Annotated in this window: 23 protein-coding genes; all 23 read right to left on the reverse strand. The window is 27.9% G+C overall.

Translation table 11 applies throughout. The features are described from left to right. Position 1 precedes the first annotated feature (1 nt). The 23 genes from ACYUEW_RS10415 to ACYUEW_RS10525 all read right to left on the reverse strand — a co-directional run bounded on the left by ACYUEW_RS10415 (position 2) and on the right by ACYUEW_RS10525 (position 17,245). Positions 2–841: an NAD(+)/NADH kinase gene (locus ACYUEW_RS10415; RefSeq protein WP_030035156.1), complete on the reverse strand. Its 840-nt coding sequence runs from the start codon at positions 839–841 to the stop codon at positions 2–4. After that, positions 841–1,662 carry a TlyA family RNA methyltransferase gene (locus ACYUEW_RS10420; protein ID WP_265204197.1) on the reverse strand — a complete coding sequence of 274 codons (822 nt, stop codon included), beginning with the start codon at positions 1,660–1,662 and terminating at the stop codon, positions 841–843. The genes ACYUEW_RS10415 and ACYUEW_RS10420 overlap by 1 nt, the downstream gene beginning before the upstream one ends. Before the next feature lie 21 nt (positions 1,663–1,683). Further along, positions 1,684–3,546, reverse strand: a complete 1,863-nt coding sequence (gene dxs, locus ACYUEW_RS10425; protein ID WP_265204198.1) for a 1-deoxy-D-xylulose-5-phosphate synthase — start codon at positions 3,544–3,546, stop codon at positions 1,684–1,686. A 6-nt stretch (positions 3,547–3,552) separates the two neighbouring features. Continuing rightward, positions 3,553–4,122, reverse strand: a complete 570-nt coding sequence (locus ACYUEW_RS10430; RefSeq protein WP_003485865.1) for a hypothetical protein — start codon at positions 4,120–4,122, stop codon at positions 3,553–3,555. A gap of 802 nt (positions 4,123–4,924) precedes the next feature. Next, positions 4,925–5,797, reverse strand: coding sequence for a polyprenyl synthetase family protein (locus ACYUEW_RS10435; protein WP_460276703.1), 873 nt, complete (start codon positions 5,795–5,797; stop codon positions 4,925–4,927). Positions 5,798–5,938: 141 nt separating this feature from the next. Then, a complete protein-coding gene (locus ACYUEW_RS10440; RefSeq protein WP_003485862.1) occupies positions 5,939–6,154 on the reverse strand; it encodes an exodeoxyribonuclease VII small subunit in 216 nt (71 codons plus the stop codon). A gap of 14 nt (positions 6,155–6,168) precedes the next feature. Continuing rightward, entirely contained in the window at positions 6,169–7,368 is a 1,200-nt protein-coding gene (xseA, locus tag ACYUEW_RS10445; RefSeq protein WP_460276704.1) for an exodeoxyribonuclease VII large subunit, read from the reverse strand. A 70-nt stretch (positions 7,369–7,438) separates the two neighbouring features. Beyond that, complete coding sequence (gene nusB / locus ACYUEW_RS10450; protein WP_003485858.1) at positions 7,439–7,870, reverse strand: transcription antitermination factor NusB; 432 nt, start codon at positions 7,868–7,870, stop codon at positions 7,439–7,441. Between the two features lie 138 nt (positions 7,871–8,008). Then, complete coding sequence (locus ACYUEW_RS10455; protein ID WP_003358935.1) at positions 8,009–8,404, reverse strand: Asp23/Gls24 family envelope stress response protein; 396 nt, start codon at positions 8,402–8,404, stop codon at positions 8,009–8,011. A gap of 81 nt (positions 8,405–8,485) precedes the next feature. Then, positions 8,486–9,010 carry a SpoIIIAH-like family protein gene (locus ACYUEW_RS10460; protein WP_003485856.1) on the reverse strand — a complete coding sequence of 175 codons (525 nt, stop codon included), beginning with the start codon at positions 9,008–9,010 and terminating at the stop codon, positions 8,486–8,488. Between the two features lie 61 nt (positions 9,011–9,071). Next, positions 9,072–9,668, reverse strand: a complete 597-nt coding sequence (gene spoIIIAG / locus ACYUEW_RS10465) for a stage III sporulation protein AG (protein WP_003485853.1) — start codon at positions 9,666–9,668, stop codon at positions 9,072–9,074. Between the two features lie 138 nt (positions 9,669–9,806). After that, a complete protein-coding gene (spoIIIAF, locus tag ACYUEW_RS10470; RefSeq protein WP_003485851.1) occupies positions 9,807–10,397 on the reverse strand; it encodes a stage III sporulation protein AF in 591 nt (196 codons plus the stop codon). Between the two features lie 35 nt (positions 10,398–10,432). Beyond that, positions 10,433–11,596 carry a stage III sporulation protein AE gene (gene spoIIIAE / locus ACYUEW_RS10475; protein WP_003485849.1) on the reverse strand — a complete coding sequence of 388 codons (1,164 nt, stop codon included), beginning with the start codon at positions 11,594–11,596 and terminating at the stop codon, positions 10,433–10,435. Positions 11,597–11,604: 8 nt separating this feature from the next. Next, on the reverse strand, positions 11,605–11,988 hold the full coding sequence (gene spoIIIAD / locus ACYUEW_RS10480) for a stage III sporulation protein AD (RefSeq protein WP_003359080.1): 384 nt from the start codon (positions 11,986–11,988) through the stop codon (positions 11,605–11,607). A gap of 26 nt (positions 11,989–12,014) precedes the next feature. Continuing rightward, a complete protein-coding gene (spoIIIAC, locus tag ACYUEW_RS10485) occupies positions 12,015–12,212 on the reverse strand; it encodes a stage III sporulation protein AC (protein WP_003358967.1) in 198 nt (65 codons plus the stop codon). Positions 12,213–12,264: 52 nt separating this feature from the next. Next, complete coding sequence (spoIIIAB, locus tag ACYUEW_RS10490) at positions 12,265–12,783, reverse strand: stage III sporulation protein SpoIIIAB (protein ID WP_003485845.1); 519 nt, start codon at positions 12,781–12,783, stop codon at positions 12,265–12,267. A gap of 37 nt (positions 12,784–12,820) precedes the next feature. After that, positions 12,821–13,744 carry a stage III sporulation protein AA gene (gene spoIIIAA / locus ACYUEW_RS10495; RefSeq protein ID WP_080544099.1) on the reverse strand — a complete coding sequence of 308 codons (924 nt, stop codon included), beginning with the start codon at positions 13,742–13,744 and terminating at the stop codon, positions 12,821–12,823. Between the two features lie 196 nt (positions 13,745–13,940). Next, positions 13,941–14,360 carry a CD1247 N-terminal domain-containing protein gene (locus tag ACYUEW_RS10500; protein WP_003485842.1) on the reverse strand — a complete coding sequence of 140 codons (420 nt, stop codon included), beginning with the start codon at positions 14,358–14,360 and terminating at the stop codon, positions 13,941–13,943. Between the two features lie 40 nt (positions 14,361–14,400). Next, positions 14,401–14,958 carry an elongation factor P gene (gene efp, locus ACYUEW_RS10505; protein ID WP_003485841.1) on the reverse strand — a complete coding sequence of 186 codons (558 nt, stop codon included), beginning with the start codon at positions 14,956–14,958 and terminating at the stop codon, positions 14,401–14,403. An 88-nt stretch (positions 14,959–15,046) separates the two neighbouring features. Beyond that, on the reverse strand, positions 15,047–15,490 hold the full coding sequence (gene aroQ / locus ACYUEW_RS10510; RefSeq protein ID WP_460276705.1) for a type II 3-dehydroquinate dehydratase: 444 nt from the start codon (positions 15,488–15,490) through the stop codon (positions 15,047–15,049). 154 nt (positions 15,491–15,644) lie between these two features. Continuing rightward, positions 15,645–16,157, reverse strand: coding sequence for a shikimate kinase (locus ACYUEW_RS10515; RefSeq protein ID WP_460276706.1), 513 nt, complete (start codon positions 16,155–16,157; stop codon positions 15,645–15,647). A gap of 150 nt (positions 16,158–16,307) precedes the next feature. After that, positions 16,308–16,793 (reverse strand): hypothetical protein, encoded by a 486-nt coding sequence (locus ACYUEW_RS10520; protein ID WP_460276707.1) that lies wholly within the window; start codon positions 16,791–16,793, stop codon positions 16,308–16,310. A gap of 5 nt (positions 16,794–16,798) precedes the next feature. Then, positions 16,799–17,245: a hypothetical protein gene (locus ACYUEW_RS10525; protein ID WP_043031939.1), complete on the reverse strand. Its 447-nt coding sequence runs from the start codon at positions 17,243–17,245 to the stop codon at positions 16,799–16,801. Between the last annotated feature and the right edge of the window lie 7 nt (positions 17,246–17,252).

The following is a 17,252-nucleotide window of genomic DNA, read 5'->3' on the forward strand; positions in this document are numbered from 1 at the left end:
ATTATTCACCTTCACATTCTCTAGATCTATAAGATATTTTAGTTCTTAATATTTTAAAATAATCCTTGTCTTTAAATTTTATAAGTCTACATTTATATTTAGATTTACTTATGGTAACCTGATCTACTGTTACTTTTTTATATCTTTGACCATCAATAGTAAGTACAGGATCCTCATATTTCTTTAAAACCTTTATATTAATTTTACTATTTCCATTTAATATTATAGGTCTAATTCCCAAAGAATGAGGACAAATTGGTGTAACTTCTAATACATCTAAATCTGGATATAGTATTGGTCCTCCTGCTGATAATGAGTAAGCTGTAGATCCTGTAGGTGTAGCTACAATGACCCCATCTGCTACAAAAGTTGTATACCATACATCATCTACATATATGCTATATTTCACTATTCGTGATAAATTTCCTTTTGTAAGTACTATATCATTTAATGCTAAAAAATCCTCTTCTTTTTCATTCAAGTCACATTTTAGCATTATTCTATCCTCTATTTTATATTGACCTTTAAATAGATTTTTTATAGCTTTTTTACAATCTTCTAACTCTACCTCTGCTAAAAAACCTAAATGCCCTCTATTTATCCCAAATATAGGAACATCATATTTAGCTAATGCTCTAGCAGTCCCTAAAATAGTACCATCGCCACCTAGTACCATAACTACATCTAATTCTATATTTTCTTCATTATCTAAACCTTTAGAATCATAAAAAACTTTTATTTTAGCTTCACTACATTCCTCATGTATATACTGAAAAATTTTGTCTAAAATGTCTCTACTTATATTCTTATCCGTATTTATATTTATACCAATATTTTTCATCATTTATCACCATTTAAATTATTATGAGCTTTATTTACTATATAATCTATATAGTCCTCTTGAAAATCACTATTTATACCTTTATTTTTTGTCATATATATAAGGTATTCTATATTCCCCTCAGGACCTTTTATTGGAGAGAAATCTAAATTTAATATATTTAGATCTATTTTTTTTGCAAATTGGACTATTTTATCCACTACTTCTTTATGAGTACTACTTTCCCTTACTACCCCTTTTTTACCTACTTTTTCTCTTCCTGCTTCAAATTGTGGTTTTATAAGAGCCATTATTTCTCCCTTTTCATCTAACAAATCCTTTACTACAGGTATTACTAAAGTTAAAGAGATAAAAGATACATCTATACTTGCAAAATTAGCCTTTTCTCCTAGATCCTCTGAAGTTACATATCTTACATTAGTTCTTTCCATACAAACTACTCTAGGATCCACTCTAAGTTTCCAAGCAAACTGTCCATATCCTACATCTATAGAAAATACTTTTTTTGCTCCATTTTGAAGCATGCAATCTGTAAACCCTCCTGTGGACGCTCCTATGTCTAAACATACTTTTTCATTTAAATCTATTCCAAAATTTTTTATGGATTTTTCTAATTTTAGTCCTCCTCGGCTTACATAGGGTAGTTTTTCTCCTCTAAACTCTATATTAGCACTTTCTTTTATTTTTTCTCCACATTTATCTACTCTATTACCATCTATAAATATTTCTCCTGCCATTATACTAGCTTTTGCTCTTTCTCTAGATTGGAAAATTCCTTTTTTTATCAAAAGCAAGTCTAATCTTTCTTTTTTGTCTGCCATAAATAACTCCTTCATATAATATTATATAATCTTTATTATATTTTTAACAATACCCTCTGGATCTAATCCTTCCATTTTATATAATATATCTGTACTACCATGGGGAACAAATTTATCTTTAAATCCCAAATTTAAAACAGTATTATTAGCTTTTAGTTCACTTATATATTGAAGAACTAAAGAACCAAATCCACCCTTTATTACATTATCTTCTACAGTTACTATCTTATATCCTTTTTTTACAAAGTTTTTTATTAATTCTTTATCTATAGGTTTTATAAAATTTGCATTTACAATTGTAGATTTTATTCCACATGATTTTAATTTTTCTCTTGCTATTATAGCATGTTGCACCATTTTTCCCGTGGCTATTATAGCTATATTTCCTTCTTCACAAATTATTTCCCACTTACTCTTTTCCATATTTTTTATAGGTGTCATTTCTAAAGATTTTATATCTCCACCTCTAGGATACCTTATAGCTACTGGCGAATTTTGATTTAATGCCCACTTTAACATTATTCCCATTTCTTCTAAACATTTAGGGGATATTATTGTCATATTAGGCAGAGAGGATAAATATGACAAATCAAAAATTCCTTGATGGGTTTCTCCATCACTTCCTACTATACCTGCCCTATCTATTCCAAAAACCACTGGTAAATTTTGTATACATATATCATGTAATACCTGATCATATGCTCTTTGAAGAAATGTAGAATAAACAGCAAAAACTGGCTTCAATCCTTCTGTTGCTATACCCGCTGCTAAAGTTACTGCATGTTGTTCTGCTATGCCCACATCAAAAAATCTTTTTGGAAAAGTTTCTCCGAATTTTCTAAGGCCAGTTCCATCTTTCATAGCTGCAGTTATAGCTACAATACGTTTATCTTCTTTTCCTATTTTGGTTAATTCCTCTCCAAATACCCCTGAGTAAGTTAAACAGGCTTTAGAATTAACTTCACCACTAGTACAATCAAAAGGTCCTATACCATGAAACTTGTCTGGTTTTTTTTCTGCATAAGCATAACCTTTACCTTTTTTAGTTATAGCGTGTATTAAAACTGGTCCCTTTATATCCTTTGCCATTTTCATAACTTTACTCAATTCTTTTATATCATGCCCATCTATAGGTCCTAAATATTTTATTCCTAAGTTTTCAAAAAACATACCTGGAACAATCATTTGTTTTATACCATTTTTTACTCTTTCCAAAGAACGGGCCATTCCTTTTCCCACATTAGGTATTTTATTTAAAGTATTAGTAACTTCTTTTTTTAATTTGTTATAGGTAGGATCTAATCTTACTTTACTTAAATAGCTAGACATTCCTCCTACATTCTCAGCTATGGACATTTGATTATCATTTAATATAATAATCAAATCTGTTTTATTAAACCCCAAATCATTTAATGCCTCAAAAGCCATTCCACCAGTTAGAGCTCCATCTCCTATTACAGCTATAACTTTATTATTCTCTCCTTTTATATCCCTTGCTCTTGCCATTCCAAGGGCAGCAGATATAGATGTACTACTATGCCCTGTTTCAAATACATCGTAAGGGCTCTCACATCTCTTAGGAAAACCGCTTAATCCTCCATATTGTCTTAATGTATTAAATTCATCCTTTCTTCCTGTTAATATTTTATGTACGTAGGCTTGATGTCCTACATCCCAAATAACTTTATCTTTATTTAAATCGAATACATTAAAAATACTTAAAGTAAGTTCTACCACTCCTAAATTAGAGGCCAAATGACCTCCTGTTTTAGACACATTATCTATTAAAAATTCTCTTATCTCATAAGAAAATTGATTTAACTCGTTTATAGACATGGACTTTATACTATCAAAATCTTGGTATTTATCTAATATGTTTTTCATTTTCATCTATCCTCTTTTAAAAAAATATATTATCCTTGTAACCTTTTCTAATATATCATTACTATTTGTTATAGCAAATCCTTTACCTAAAGCTTTTCCTCCTATAGTTAAAGCCCCTATGGTAACACCTATACTTGTAGTTACTACAGTAGAATTTAAAGTAGAATTTAAAGATAATATTTTATTTGTTATTATTATCCCTATGGAACCACTTACAATACCACAAACGTCTCCTATAACATCATTACAAAAACTTGATACCTTTTCTGCATTTCTAATAAAAGTTACTGCGAGTTTTGCCCCTGGTACTTTATTAGCAGCTTTTGCATGAAAAGGTGTTTCATTGGATGCAGTTACTGCAACTCCTATTATATCAAATATTATACCAATTAATATAATAAAAATTAATATAATAAAAGCTACTAATAAGTTTACATTATCTAGTAGCACATCCGAAACAAGAGATATACTCCCTGAAAAAATAACAGACCATGTAACAATGGTTAATACCCATTTCACATTGACCTTGGAGTCACTCTTCTTATTATCTTTTTTATTATCTTTTTTATTTCCCAATTATAATTCCTCCATGAAAACTAAGTATTAAAAATCACTTTATAAATTATACATTTCAATATGTAATTTTAAAAGGTGGTAGTATATTGAGTAAACCTTGCGGCTTAGGTCCAGTAGGATTTCCCGTAAAACAATCAAAATGTCGCCATTTTGACGGTTTCCCTTTAATGCTTTACCTACCCTGTCACCAGAAATAGGACTGGATTGCCACTTAGTCCGCACTGTAATCCCCAATATACTTCGTATAGAACAGTCTAGGAGATTTCCTCGGCAGTTGGGTATATCTCTAGCCTCTTTTGCAATAGAGGTTTCAGCAAGCAATAGCCTAAAGGTTTGGCCTAACCTTTAGATTTAAACTTAACCTCTCCCCCCACCACTCAAGGCAGGCTACACTGCACATAGCTTCTCGCCACATTGCAGGTTTAATCCATTGTCGTCCATAGGGAATCTCTCCCTATACACAATCAATGGCCTCCACGAAGGTAGGGTCAGTTGTCACATGCCTTTGTGATTGCCCCAGCCTTCTTTCTCCCAGCACCAGCCCACAACTGGGCGTCGTAAGCCAGCACCAGAAGCTTCATCGATGTGCCCTTTAGCGGATTTTTAGCCCCGCCTTCAAAATATACTTACCTGACTAGAATACTGCACCACCTTTATTTATATATACTTTCAAAATAAAAGATTGAATTTCTAATCTAAAAATATTCATTTCGTGTATAAAACATTTTATATTATATCACAGAAAAATATTTATTGCATAGGATTATTTTTTTATTTAAATTAATTTAAAGCTTTATTAATATTAATAGTTTCTATTTAATAAAAACATAGTAATTTCTTTTAAGTTATCTGTGTTTTTCTTTATTTTATTCAATATATCAAAACATTTATTTGTCATTTCAGTGCAAAGTTCATTACATTTATCTATACCATAAACTTTAACAAAAGTAGTTTTGTGATTATCTTCATCACTCTTTGTCTTTTTTCCTAAAGTAGTAGTATCACCTTCTACATCTAATATATCGTCTTTTATTTGAAATGCCAATCCTAAATTATCTCCATATTCCCCTAAAAGTTCTATATCCGTAGATGTAGCAGATCCTAAAATAGCTCCAGCCAATATAGATGCTTTTATTAAAGCACCAGTCTTTTTTTTGTGCATATAATATAATTCATCGAGAGATATAGATTTGTCTTCACTTAATATATCTACTACCTGGCCCCCAATCATTCCATCTACTCCTGCGGCTTTAGCTATGGTATAACATGCTTTTAATGCATTTTCTCCATTTTTTAATGAATACTCAAACATTATATTCATAGCTTCATTTAAAAGTGCATCTCCTGCAAGTATAGCTATAGCTTCTCCAAAAATTTTATGATTGGTAGGTTTTCCTCTTCTTAAGTCATCATTATCCATAGCTGGCAGGTCATCATGTATTAAAGAATAGGTATGTATCATTTCTATGGCAGCAGTTATTGGCATAGCCTTTTTATAATCCTCTTTATACAAAGCATAAGTATTTAAAAGCAATACTGGTCTTATTCTTTTTCCACCAGCCTCTAAACTATAAGCCATAGCTTCATATATTTTTTTGTCATAATTACCTTTATTGTCTAAATATTCTTTTAACCATAACTCTATTTCTTCCCCTATTTTTTTTATCTTATCCATAAAGTTCACCAATCCTTAATATTAATTTTAGCTATAAAGCAAATCTTAATTCAGGTTAAATTATTACTCTATCTTAACTTTGTTTTAATTAATTCAAAGACTTTAAAATTATAAAGTTCTTGGTATAAATATAATATATGTTTATAAACTTTCAAAGTTTTCCTCTTTGTTATCTTCTAAAATCTTTATTTTGCCCTCTGTATCCTTTAGTACTTTATATAACTTATTACACAATTTTATTCCTTCTTCATAACTTTTCATGGAATCTTCTAAAGTTATTTCTCCGTTATCCATACTGTCTACTATAGTTTCTAATTTCTCAATCATATTTTCAAAAGATTCTTTTTTTCTTCCCATATTCCCCTCCTAAATTAGTCTATATATTTAATATTTAATTTTGCCTTACCATCTTTAAAGGTTATGTTTATTTTATTTAATTCCTTTAAAGCTTCTTTTTCTGTTATTAAATTATTTTCTTCATCTTCCACTAGAGTATAGCCTTTTTTTAATACATTTAGTGGATTATGTGCTTCTAGTAAAGAAGATAGTCTGGATAGATTGTTTTTTCCCTTATTTAATTTACCTTTTATCTTCATATTTAATAATTCTTTTAAATTATCTATATTTTTATATTCATTTACTATTATATTAATAGGACTATTAGATTCTATTCTCTGTTTGTATAAATTTAAATAATTTCTTTTTTCTTTTATTATATTTTCCATGGAATTTTTTATATTATACTTATAATTTAAAATCTCTTTTATTAAAACTTCTCTATCAAAAACAGCTATTTCTGCAGCTGCAGAGGGCGTGGGTGCTCTTCTATCACTTACAAAGTCTACAATGGTAAAATCCGTTTCATGACCTACTCCAGTTATTATAGGTTTTTTAGAATTATACACTTCATAAGCCAAATCTTCATTATTAAAGGCCCATAATTCTTCTATAGACCCTCCTCCACGGGCTAATATTATTATATCTACATCTTCAACTTTATTTAATGTTTTTATACCTTCTATAAGAGTTTTACTAGCATCAAGCCCTTGTACTAAGGCAGGATATATTAATAGTTCTATTCCTTTGTTTCTTCTTTTAGTTACATTTATGATGTCCTTTAGAGCTGCTCCTGTAGGAGAGGTTATTATCCCTATTTTTTTAGAAAATTTAGGTATTTCTTTTTTATGTAGTTCACTAAAAAGACCCTCTTCTTTAAGTTTTTCTTTTAATCTTTCAAAGGCTACATAAAGATCTCCTAGGCCCTCTCTTTTAATCTCTTTCACATATAATTGATAGGAACCTTCCTTTTCATATACGGATACATTTCCTAGAGTTACTACATCCATACCATTTTCCGGTACAAATTTCAAATTATATGCATAGCTTTTAAACATTACACAATTTACTTTACTTCCTCCATCCTTTAAGGAGAAATAAATATGACCGCTACTATGAATTTTAAGATTTGATATTTCTCCCTTTACGGAAGCATTATTTAATATAAAGTCAGCATCTAAGGTATTTTTTACATATCTATTTAACTGAGAAACAGTAAGAGTTTTAATATGCATAAACATCTTCCTTTTTATTAATATTAAAAGTGAAAAGCTAAGCTCTTCACTTTTTAAGTATCTATTAATTTTAAATCATTTTACCTAAAACACCATTTATAAAGGTCGCAGCTTTTTCTCCTGAATATTTTTTAGCTAATTCTATAGCTTCATTTACGGATACCTTGCTTGGTATATCCTCTTCAAATTTTAATTCATATGTACATAATCTAAGTATAGATAAATCTACTTTAGATAATCTTTCTATTTTCCAATTTTTTAAATTTCCTTTTATTTTTTCATCTATTTCTTCTTTGTTTTCTTCTATGCCTTTTATTATTCTTTTAACATAATCTATATCCACATCTTTTAAATCTACAGATTCATAATCTTTTTCTTTTGCACTTTCTTCAGATTCTCTAACATCCTTTAAATTTTCTAGAGCCACCTCTAAGTTTTCTTCATTTAATGTAGTTTGAAATAATAATCTCATGGCCACTTCTCTTGATTTTCTTCTATTCATATTTTCCTCCCTAATTTTCTATGTTTAATTTTGTAATTTTCAACTTTAAATACTACTATTATTTACATTTTTTATATTATTATGAATATTGATTCTATACATAGAAACACCCTCTACCTGAGAGGGTGTAATTATTTATTATTCTAAATCAATATCCTCTAATTCTTTATCCATTTTAGGTATCATAACATTTTGAACATGAATATTAACTGAGGATACAGTAAGACCTGTCATAGTTTCTACTGATCTTTTAACATCTTCTTGAACTTTTTGAGCTACTTCAGGAATTTTAACACCATATTCCACAACTACATATAAATCTATAGATGCACTTTCTTCTCCTACATTTACTTTTACACCCTTAGAAATATTTTTCTTTCCTTTAAGTATTTGAGTTATTCCTCCAACTACTCCTGAACTCATCCCTACAATACCCTTTATCTCTGTAGCTGCAAGTCCTGCTATAACGCCTACTACTTCATCAGATATTTTAACTATGCCCATGTCAATTTCATTTTTAATATTTTCTTCCATTTTCCGTACCTCCTAGGTTTTGAGCTATGCAAAACGTAATCTTAGGTTTATTATATCAAAAGGTGTATGTTTTTACAATTATTATTGTTTAGTTTCAATTTCTACTTCCTGTATGTTTGATATACTCATAACCACATTTTTTATATCTCTTGTTTCTTTATCTGTTAATTTATCTTTCCCTTTTATTATTACTCTAGCTTTGTCATTTTCTATGGAGCATATAACATCATCAAATCCTTTACTCTTTAATACAGACTCTATCTTTGATTCATAATTTGAATCCATAGCTAATTTTGTATATTTAGCTGTAGCTTCATCTTTATCTTCCTTTGGAACATTTTTATCATCTATTAAAGATTTTAATGTTTGTAGTGTCTGAGCTGCCTTTTGATCTCTAGTAAGTTTTGTTTCTGCAAAAAAGTCTGATTTACTATTTTCTTTACTTTCTGCTTTATTTGAGTTTTTAGAAGTATTGTTAAAGGAAACAGTACTTCCTTCCTCAGCTCCATTTACATAAAGTGGACTGTTTAATTTTGTTGCAAGCACTCCTGTGCAAATTATGAGTGCTAATAAGGTTACAATTATAACTCCTTGTTTTTTATTCATGGTTTCATTCCCCCCAAATTATAATTCTACAAAATTATATGCATAACATTTAATTAATATACTATTTTTTCATAGGATATACATTTACTTTATTTTCTGCTAGTGAAAACAAATCCACTACCGCCTTTGATATTCTTAATTTAGTTATATTATCCTCTGCCCCCTCTGCCACTATACAAACTCCTGTAATCTTAGGTTTATATTCTTTTACAATAAGAGGTTGTGTTTTATCCCCATTATTGGTTATAACAACGGAGCTTCCTTCATTTTCCTGGGTAGTATTTCTCGTACCTCCCTCCGTATCTTTCTCTACACTCTTATTAGTTGAATTATTTATATTTACAGCTGGTACCTTTTCTTCTCCACTTTCAAAGGTTATCATCACTTCTACCTTTCCTACACCATCTATTTTCTCTAAAGTAGTTTTTAATTTATTTTGAGTTTCTCTTTCATAGTCCTCATTCTCTGTTTCTATTTTTTCTTCCTGAGTTTGTTTATTTTTAGGGTCTTCATTTTTACTCATAACACTGTCCTTTTTAAAAGTACTACCTGCAATTAAAAATAATACTCCAACTAATACTACTATTAGTATGTTTATATTCTTCTTATTATTCTTGGGATTAGTTTCTAACTTTTTAAGCCAATTTTTTATATTCATAAAACTTCCTCCTAAATCATAATGAATTGATTTTTAGTAGACTATTATTTTAAGCTAAGTTTATTTTTAAATATATAATATACTTTTTTAAAACACATATTTGTATTTTATTTTAAATTCAATATAATCAAATCACCATTATAATTTATATACTTTTATTACTCCAGATGACACCTTAAATTCATTACTTATAAACTGTTTTATTTTACCTTCTCCTTCAAAGGTCTTTTTATCCTCTTTTCCATTTTCATTGTTGCCTATATTGATTTTGTTTACTTTTTTTATCTTTTCTATTTTATTACCCTTTACTCCCACATCCATAGATTTTATTTGTAAATTATCCTTTTCTTCATCATAGGCAATTTCTACATTTACCTCATATTTATTTTCTGGGAACTTTTCTTCTAACTTTTTTTTAGTTTGATTTTCAAGATTAGCTTTAAAGTTATTTAAAGTTTCCTCTCTATTCTTTTTTTTGTATTTATCAAAATCATTTTTATACTCTGCATTATTAAAGGAAGCTGTAGCCTTATCTGCATACTGTGATATATTATAATCTTTATTAAATATTTTTATTATTGGATTTAATATTACAGTTATTAATATTAATCCAAGAACAAATTTTCCGTACTTTTTTATATTATTTTTGGGTAAAAGCATCTCTATTGCAGTTATAAAAAATACTGCTACAGCTATATTAGTTATCCACTCTTTTAACCACTGGAGCAAAATATAATCACCCCTTTATAAAGTTATATTTTAAATTATGTGCCCATAAAAACCTTTCCTGCAGAAGCCATTATGGCTATCATTATAAAAAACATTACAGATACACATATCAAACAAGATAATATAAGTATTAATGAGTCTCCTGCAGCTCCTATAGAGTTTACAAGTCTACTATCACTTATAGGCTCTATTAAAGCCGCTGCCATCTTATACATAAAAGCCATTATTAAAAGCTTTATAACAGGCACTAAAAGCATGGCCACTATTACAATAAGTCCTAAACTGCTTATAGAATTTTTTAAGAGTAATGAATAGCCAGCTACAGTAGAAATGGCATCAGATAAACATTTACCTACCACCGGAACAAAATTATCCACAGCATATTTTGCTGTTTTAACGGTGACCTGATCCATAGCTTTAGAAGTTATACCTCTTATAGTAACTACCCCCACAAATACAGTCATTACAATTCCTTGAGTCCAAAGAGCTACTTGATTTAATAATTTTGTTAATTTATTTATCTTATAGTCCTCTGATAAATTATCTACAAACTGCAAAACAAAGGTCATACATATTAATGGAATTATAAATCTTGAAAATATATTAGCACTTATATTTATAGTTCCTATTATTATAGGATCTAACATAGCAGCTTCTGCAATCCCCCCTATAGAAGCTATAAGCATTATTAAAATTGGTATTAAGGCCATCATAAAATCTGTCATCTTATTTATAGTATCCCTAGCTATATTAACCCCTAAATAAAAACTTCTAGCTAATATTATTATTATTAATGCATAACAGGCAAAGTAAGCTATATCCGATAAAGTTTCATTACTAAAGGCCTTTTGTAAATTATTTAGCAAAGCACATATTATAGCCACCATAATTAGAAGAGCAATTAATTTTAAGGACGCCGCTATTTCTTTAAATACATATGTAGTTATAGCTTTTGCTGCTTTGTTTACAGAAATGTGGCTTTCTCCCTTTTCCATAAAATTTTTTACATAATCTTTTGCATTTATATCCTTTAAAATCTCATATTGATTTTTCATATTAGATATATAATCATATAGTTTTTCTATTTCCTGATTTTCTTCCTTTATTTCATTATGCTGGCTAGGTGCGGCTTGTACATTGAAACATAATATAATCGTAAATAAAGATGTTAATAAAATAGTCATTAATCTTTTTTTCATTTTCTCACCTACATAATCTTTAAAATAGATTGAAGTACTGCCATAAGTATAGGTATGGCAAGTCCAAGTATTAGTATCTTACCAGCAAATTCTACTTTTGATGCTAAGCTATTTTCTCCTGCGTCTTTGCATATCTCACTACAAAAGGTAGCCAAATAAGCTATTCCTAATATTTTAAAAACTGTGCTTAAATATATAAAATCTATATTAGTTTTTGAAGCTAATTGTTGCATAAATTGAAGTATGGCTGTTATTTTAGATGTTAAAAATAAAAATATTATTACTCCTGCTGCAATACTTATTTGGACTGCTAAATCATCTCTTCTTCCTTTAAATATTAGTATTAAAAATAGTGAAATAAATGCAAAGGCTACTATTTTAATGATTTCCATTTTTCCCTCCTAAGCCTTAGCATATTTTAAATTTGGAACATGGTTTTTACCGCATTAAATAATTTATTTATCAAATTTATTACCATCATAAGTATTACAACTATACCTGCTAAATTAGTTACCACTGCATAATCATCTTTACCACTGGATTTTAATATTTTATCCAAAATTATAACCAATATGCTTACTCCCGCTATCTTAAAAATCAACTGTATGTCCAGCATGTTATACCCCCTTTTTAACCTATATATTTTCATATAGTATTTTTAGTATTTTTTATATAAATATAATCACCAATACAGCCCCTATAGAAAAGCCCAAATATTTATACATTTTCATATTTTTTATCATGGTTTCCTCTGCTCTATCACTTTGTTTCTTCAAATTATAAAGAGTTAACTCTATTATGTTTTCATGTCCCTTTGGATCCCACTGGCCCAAATTTTTAGATAAATCTAATATTATATCTATATCTTCCTCTTTTAGTGCCATATTGTCTTTTTCCTCTAAAAAACCTTTATTAAAAGCTTCATAAATACTATTCACTTTATTTTCATAGAGCATATTGGAAATTTTTTTAAACAAAGTACTTATAGGTTTTTTACTTTTTAAGGATATATTCATTAATATATCTGGTATGGAAGTATAGGTATAGGTTATTTCATTTTTTAGTTCACTTACACATCGCTCCAATTCTAAAAGTTCATCTCTTCTATATTTAAATTTATTAGCAGTAGTTATCCCCCAATATAAACTTCCAACAAAAATTAATAAACTTCCTAAAATTTTAAACATAGTTTTGTACACTCCTATTTTTTAAGAAAAGTTTTTATTAAATTATCCTACAATAAAGCTTGGTTTTCTTATTAAAATCATATACATATTCTAAAGTACCTACAGATTGTTTAGAGCTTAGAACTATAGCTCTTTTAAAAACTTTATTTTCTACTATTTCTTTAAAAACAGGCCTATTATAAATATCCTCCACTCCAAAGCCATGTATAGTTGTTATTAAACTTACTCCTGAATTTAAAGCAATAAGTATACTTTCTACATCCTTATAGGTTCCTATTTCATCACAGATTATTACTTCTGGTGCCATACTTCTTATAGCCATTACTATACCTTCACTTTTAGGACAATTATCTAAAACGTCCGTTCTTAAACCCACATCTAACTGAGGAACACCATTATAACTCCCAGCAATTTCACTTCTTTCATCTATAACAGATACTTTTTGACCTTTTAAATTTAAGGCATCCACTCCGTCAGATATTTTTTTAGATATATCCCTTATTATGGTAGTCTTACCGCATTTAGGTGGCGAAATTATTATAGTATTTAAGACCTGTCCATTTTCTACTATATAAGGCATGACTAGTTTTGAGGCATTATATATTTCTCTACAAATTCTTATGTTTAAAGAACTTATATCTCTTATAGTTTTAACTTTGCCTCCATCTATTACACATCTACCACATATACCAACTCTATGACCGCCTTTTATAGTTAGGTATCCCTGTTTTATTTCTTCTTCAAAACTATAAATAGAGTAATTGCTCATTCTTTGAACTATAGACTTTATATCCTCTCTTTTCACTTCATAAGATGCAAGCTTTTCTCTATTGCCTACTTGGAAACATATAGGTTTTCCTATTTTAAACCTTATTTCTTGAAGTTTATCTACTTCATCTAAATCACATATTAATCTACTTATATGACTTGGAAGTATATTTAGAATTTCTTTTGTATACAAATTTATCATCTCCTTTCTTTATAAAATATCTATTTCAAACTTAACGAAATTATTCCAAAAACTTTATTAAAATAATTATTAAATGTTTCTTTGTTTTATTCTTTTTCAGATTATTAATGATAGTAATAGGTTATACCGTATAATTTTTTGTATAAAAAAAACACCTTATAAGATTTTAATCTTATAAGGTGTTTAACTAATCGTTTTTATTTTTTAATTCTTCACATTCATAGTCACAACTACATATATTGTTTAAGGATATTTCTTTGTGGCAATTTGGACAACAAATATTTGCTTTACCTCCAAATACATCTTTATCAATATAGATGGTTTCATCACACATAGGACATTCTATTCCCATAAAGTCTTCTAGAAAATCCTCATCTTCATCTTCATCATAAAAATCTTCCTGAAGGGAAAGTAAATCTTGATCTATAGTATCTACATATTCCTGTATTATACTTTGAGATTCTTTCATATCTTCAACTTCATAAGCTATGTCCTGTAATATATCCGACATAACAGAAATTATTTTTCCTTCTTTACTATCCTCTTTAACCTCTAGCCCTTCTATAAGACCTTTTAAATAGGATACCTTTGAAGTAATAGATTTCACAAAATCACATCCTTACAAATTATACTATCTATAGTATAGACTAAACTCTTTCCATATATTCACCAGTTCTTGTATCTACTCTGATAGTTTCTCCTTCATTTACGAATAATGGAACTTGAATTGTGGCTCCAGTTTCTAATGTAGCTGGTTTCATTACGTTACTAGTAGTATTTCCTTTTGCACCTGGTTCTGTATGAGATATAGTTAATTCAACAAAGTTTGGTGCTTCTACTGAGAAAGCTTCTCCTTTAAAGAATTTTATTGTAGCAAACATATTTTCTTTTAAGAATTTTATAGCTTCTTCAACTTTATCATAATTTAATGGGATTTGTTCAAAAGTTTCTTGATCCATGAAGTAATATAATTCTCCATCAGTATATAAATATTGCATTTCTTTTCTTTCAATAACTGCTTCTTGAAGTTTTGCAGTTGGATTAAAAGTTGTTTCTGTTACAGCTCCAGTTATGGCATTCTTTAACTTAGTTCTTACGAAAGCCGCTCCTTTACCTGGTTTTACATGTAGGAATTCTACAACTACGTATACTTGTCCATCTTGTTCAAAAGTAGTTCCTTTTCTTAAATCTCCTGCTGATATCATTTATGTATCCCTCCAAAACTAAATATTCCTTTTTATATTATAACCTTTGTAAGGCCTTATATACCAATTTTTTTAATATAATACAATGCTATTTTTTCCTTACTAAATTATTTAAAATAAATTCTATAGCCATTATATATCCATAATAACCAAATCCACTAATAACACCTAAAGAAGCTTCCGCAGTAACAGATTTTTTTCTATATTCTTCTCTTCTATATATATTGCTTAAGTGAACTTCTACTACAGGGATATTTATACTTCTTATAGCATCTAATATAGCTATACTATAATGAGAATAGGCTGCAGGATTTATAACTATAGCATTATATTTTTCTTCTGATGCAATTATTTTATTTATAATTGTTCCTTCTTCATTACTTTGAAAAAAATCTATTTTTAAATCTTCATTTTTAAAATGTGATTTTATTTCTTTGTTTATATTTTCCAAGGTAATATTGCCATATACATCCGGCTCTCTTTTACCTAATAAATTTAAATTAGGTCCATTAACGATCAATATATTATTCACCTTTAAAGCCTTCTCCTTTTTAATGATACTATATGCTGTCCTATATAATACTCAAACAATGATATTTTATCAAAACTTCACTTTATTTGCAAATAATATTATGGGTATTTGCAAATATTTTTTCATAAAATACATATATTGTTATTTTTTTCTTTTATATACCCTTACACTTTTTATAGGCTCTTACAATTGCAATTAAGCTTTCCTCTTTGCTAGTATTACATATTATAGTATGAGCTTTTTCATAAATATCTATTCTTTCTTTGTACATTCCCTCTAAAAATTTTGTATCATTGTTTTTTAAAAGAGGCCTTGTGTTATTTTCTTTTTTTACCATTCTTTTGATTAACTCTTCTAATGGCACCTTAAGGTATACTGTAAAGCCAATATTCTTTAATTTATATATGTTCTCATTATATATGGGAAGCCCCCCACCTGTAGATATAACCTTATTCTTTTCTTTTTTTAGCTTGTTTATAATTTCTAATTCCTTTTCTCTAAAATAATCTTCCCCATATATTTTAAATATTTCTTTTATATTTTTACCTTCTATTTCTTCTATAAGTACATCCGTATCTATAAAATCATATTTTAAAATCTTACTAAGTTCTCTACCTAAGGTGCTTTTCCCACTTAAAGGCATACCTATTAAAATAATATTCTGCAAACCCACCACCATCTTTACTAAAAAATTATATTTTCAATTAAAATATTTATGTAACAATAATTTATTATTATTATAAAATATTAAAATTCATTAAATCCAAATTCAGATTTGATAAAAATTATTTTTAAATTAACTTTTACTTTATTTAATTTAACTTTTTACATACTGTAATGTAATATCTACCTGTTTTTCTTCCTCATTACTGTAACTATTATTAACTTCTTCACCACTTTCATTACCATACTTATTATTATTTTCATTAGTGCTGTTTTTTATTTTCTTAGTATTCATATTTAAATTTTTAATACTTCTAAAGTTTTTTGAAGAATTCACATTACTTAAAAACTTTTTTAAATCCTCATTTTCCCCATAGTATTTTAGATTTACATATATATTATTTTTTTCATTTTCTATGCTTTTAACACTTACATAAGGATTTTCACTTAATTTTTCTAAAATATAAGTACAATCTATGCTTTTAACACTATTTATATTTTGAAAACTTAACTGCAGCCTGTTTTTTTCTTCCTCGATTAAACTAACCTTATTATTTAAATTTATATTAAATAATATAATAGCTGGAAGTATTAATAAATTTATTATAAAAACAATTCTATATATGTTCAATCTTTTCAATTTTATCACTCCAAAATAAATTTAAATTTATAAAAATCCTCTTCTTTTTCTGGTACATCTAAATTTTTAATATTTATTTTTTTATCTTTTTCTAATAAATTTAATAAACTATAATAATTATTTAAATCTAAACATCTTCCCTCTAAAATTGCCCTACCTTCTTTTATATTAAAGCTGTCCACTATAATTCCTTCATTTGTATTTTCCCATAGATTTATAAAAAGATTGTAGTTTTTATCTGTTTTGTGATTATTAGTATTTTTCCTCTCTTTTTTTAGATTTAAACTATGAATCTCTTCATTTATCACATCCATCCTTTTCATACTCCATAATACTTTATTAAAAAATATAATATTTATAGTTAATAGAATAATTATTAATACTATATGGTTTTTTATAGATTTTTTATGGCTTATTTCTATATAGCTTTCTGGTATAAAATTAATTTTCACTTTCTTT

This window comes from Clostridium sp. CTA-1, assembly GCF_054768215.1.